Source organism: uncultured Salegentibacter sp. (genome assembly GCF_963972535.1).
Classification (GTDB): Bacteria; Bacteroidota; Bacteroidia; order Flavobacteriales; family Flavobacteriaceae; genus Salegentibacter.
The window spans coordinates 1-3,656 of record NZ_CAXAVR010000176.1; the positions used below are offsets into that span (position 1 = coordinate 1).

The window sequence follows — 3,656 nt, forward strand, 5'->3', positions numbered from 1 at the left end:
TTGGGCTTATTGGACTTGGAGTAATGGGAAAGAGTTTGGCTTTAAACCTACTTTCTAAAAATATTAATGTTTCTGTTTTTAATAGGCAAATACCCGGTCTTGAAGAAAATATTGCCAAAAATTTTGTTCAGCAAAATGCTGAAAAATACACTTTTCAGGGTTTTGATGATTTGGAGCAATTCATTTCTTCCTTAGCACGTCCCAGGAAGATTTTATTGATGGTAAATGCCGGCGCTGCGGTTGATGCAGTGATAGAAAGTTTACTTCCTTTATTAGAAAAAGGTGATATCATTACCGATGGCGGTAATTCGCATTACAAAGACACCTGGAGAAGGGAAAAGATGTTAAGAGAACAAGGAATTCATTTTATAGGTTGTGGAATATCGGGTGGGGAAGAAGGCGCCTTAAAAGGTCCTTCAATTATGCCCGGTGGCTCTGCCGAAGCGTATAAACAAATGGGGCCGCTTTTGGAAAAAATAGCGGCAAAAGACAAAACTGGAAACCCTTGCTGTACTCATATTGGACCCGATGGTTCAGGTCATTTTGTCAAGATGGTTCACAATGGTATTGAATACGGCGAAATGCAACTAATTGCTGAAATCTACCATTTCCTGAGATTTTATACAAAATCGAGCCCGGAAACAATTGCCGATCTTTTTGAAACCTGGAATAAGGAAATGAAAAGCTATTTGCTGGAAATTTCCGTAGATATTTTGCGCAAAAAAGAGAATGAAGATTTCCTGATCGATAAAATTTTGGATGCGGCCAAACAAAAAGGCACCGGTGGTTGGTCTACCAACGCCGCTTTAGAACTGGGTGTTCCGTTAGATACTATTACCGCTGCGGTTTTGGCCAGAAATATTTCCGGGATGAAAGAAATTCGGGTGAATGCTTCCAATTTGTATAGAAATGAAAATAACCAAAGTGGAAAATTAGAAGAAATAAAAGATGAATTATTCCAGGCTTATAAAACTGCCAGTATAATTAATCATGCCGTAGGTTATGATTTACTTCGGGTTGCCTCATCAGAATATAACTGGAACCTTAATTTATCTGAGATTTCCCGTGTTTGGACCAACGGATGTATTATTCGTTCCGGTTTGATGGAAAATTTAGTTGATATTTTTAAAGATTCAAATAATCATTTACTGCTTAATAAAAATATTATTTCAGAAATAGAGAAAAATCAGGCTTCATTGACGAAAACAGTTAGTATTGCACTTCAGTCTGGTTTTGCCGTTCCGGTTTTATCTACTGCAACCAATTATTTACTGAACTTTACTTCAGCTCAAAATTCTGCAAATATGATTCAGGCCCAACGGGATTATTTTGGAGCACATACTTACGAGCGAACTGATAAACCCCGGGGCGAATTTTTTCATACTCAATGGAAAAACAATAATTAATGGAACTACAATTACTCTTTGCGGTTTTTGCCGGGATTGCACTCTTGCTTTTCCTTATTTTAAGATTAAAGATACAGGCTTTTCTGGCTTTGCTAATTGTTTGCATTGCGGTAGGAATTATCGCCGGAATGCCCGCCACAGAGATCCTGGAAACGATGAAAGACGGGATGGGCAGTACGCTGGGTTTTGTCGCTACAGTAGTTGGTTTAGGAGCTTTATTCGGTGGAGTTTTAGAACAATCTGGAGGGGCACAACGCTTAGCTTCATTTTTATTGAAAAAAACGGGTGATAAAAAAGCCCCGTGGGCTATGATGGTTACTGGTTTTGCTGTTGCAATTCCGGTATTTTTTGATGTGGCATTTATTATTTTGGTACCGGTTACTTATGCATTGAGCAAACGTACCGGTAAATCACTTTTGCTGTATGCACTGCCTCTTTTGGCCGGTTTGGCGATTACGCACGCTTTTATCCCGCCCACACCAGGACCAATTGCGGTTGCAGATATTTTGGGCGCCGATTTAGGTTGGGTAATTGTTTTTGGATTTTTGGCAGGAATTCCCGCAGCAATAATCAGCGGACCAATTTTCGCCAGGTATATTTCTAAAAGAATCCAGATTGAACCTAAAACTTTTACCGAAGAAATAGAATACGATGAATCTAAAGCACCTTCTCCCGGACTTATTATTTCTATTATTTTAATTCCAATTTTTCTAATTGTAGGAAATACTTTAGTGCAAAGTCCATTATTTGATGGAGTTTTAATTCCGGAAGGACTTTTATATACGATAGAATTGGTGGGGCATCCATTTTCAGCATTAATAATAGCAAATCTTGTAGCCTGGTATTTTCTTGGAGTTAGAAGAGGAATGCAAAAAGAATTTTTACTGAAAGTAGCTACTAAATCTTTCCAGGCCGCCGGAATAATTATTTTACTTACCGGTGCCGGTGGCGCTTTTAAACAAATTTTAATTGAAACAGGGGCAGGAGAGATGATTGCAGATGCTTTAAATAACGCCTGGTTTAATCCGCTGGTTTTTGGGTTTATTGTAGCTGCTTTAGTGAGAATTTTACAGGGCTCTTCTACGGTGGCAATGATAACCGCAGCAGGAATTACTGCGCCGGTTTTAACGGGAGGCGATTATTCTATGGCGCAAACTTCGCTTATTGTGATTGCCATAGCTTCAGGAGCTTCAATTTTATCTCACGTTAACGATAGCGGGTTTTGGCTCGTAGGCCAGTATTTAGGATTAACTGAAAAACAAACTTTTAAATCCTGGACGGTAATGACCAGCTTAATTGCTATTGTTGGATTATCAGTTTCCCTAATTATATGGTTTATAATTTAACTAATCGGCTTCAATGGTAAATTCCAGTGTATCAACAATATCACCGTATTGATCTACTTTAATTTCAAATTCAATTGATTCGCTGGCTGTGTAACCTAATTTCTGCATTTGTACAGGATCAATTTCAGCAGTATAATTTCCGGGTTTTAATCCCAAATAAGTGAAGTATCCGTCTCCTTCAGTTAAAATTTCTTTTACCAGGTTTTCATTTTCATCTAAGATGTTTACGGTAATCCTGCCCTGGCCACGAAGACTGTTTCCTTCTTTAAAATATACCATTCCGGCTACTTCCCCTAGAACTTCTACCGGCACTTCAATCTCCTGAAACTGGTTAGGAACGGTATGCACTTTAATCTTTTCATTTTTAACTTTCCAGGCAATGTTATCCAGACTGTTTGGATCTACTTCCAGAATAATATCTATATAAGGCTGAAGCTCTGTAATTCGCAAAACGGTTTCATCTTCGTTATACGAAAGTCGGCCAGATGTATTATTAATTTCCATTCCTCGCACTGCAGGTTCCATAGGATCTCTTTTGCCGTTGGTGTTATAATCGAGAAACGGAATAATGCTTAAAGCAGCTCTAGACATGGCGGTACGGTTGTTTACCATTACATAACCGGTATTATCGTCTAACATTAAACTACCACGAGCCGATTGTACAAAAGAATTATTTCGGTTCCCCAACCTGGAAGTCACCGAGGTTTGCGCAAAATTGAATGCATATCTTAACCCAATTTCAAAAATATGGGCATTTCTAAGCATATTATTTTCGTAAGCAACATTTAGAAATCCGTTTTCAAAAACCGGGCGTTCTACTTCCAGGATAATATTATTGAACTGATTTCTGCTAAAATCGTATTGCACCTGGGGTGAAAACAAGAATTTATTCGGAAGCCTGTAA

The 3,656-nt window shown here is 38.4% G+C and carries 3 protein-coding genes; 2 read left to right on the plus strand and 1 reads right to left on the minus strand.

Annotation, left to right across the window (positions count from 1 at the left end; genetic code table 11):
- The coding region (gene gndA / locus AACZ30_RS13415; protein WP_339649988.1) for an NADP-dependent phosphogluconate dehydrogenase at nt 1–1,406 on the plus strand (1,406 nt) is incomplete at its 5' end.
- On the plus strand, nt 1,406–2,752 hold the full coding sequence (locus AACZ30_RS13420) for a gluconate:H+ symporter (protein WP_339649989.1): 1,347 nt from the start codon (nt 1,406–1,408) through the stop codon (nt 2,750–2,752). The genes gndA and AACZ30_RS13420, both read left to right, overlap by 1 nt.
- Here AACZ30_RS13420 and AACZ30_RS13425 read toward each other — a convergent pair.
- On the minus strand, nt 2,753–3,656 hold a 904-nt coding region (locus tag AACZ30_RS13425; RefSeq protein ID WP_339649991.1), incomplete at its 5' end, for a carboxypeptidase-like regulatory domain-containing protein.

What these genes read in the sequence shown, in the direction of transcription:
- AACZ30_RS13420 (WP_339649989.1), top strand. Translation starts at nt 1,406, where the DNA reads ATGGAACTACAATTACTCTTTGCGGTTTTTGCCGGGATTGCACTCTTG.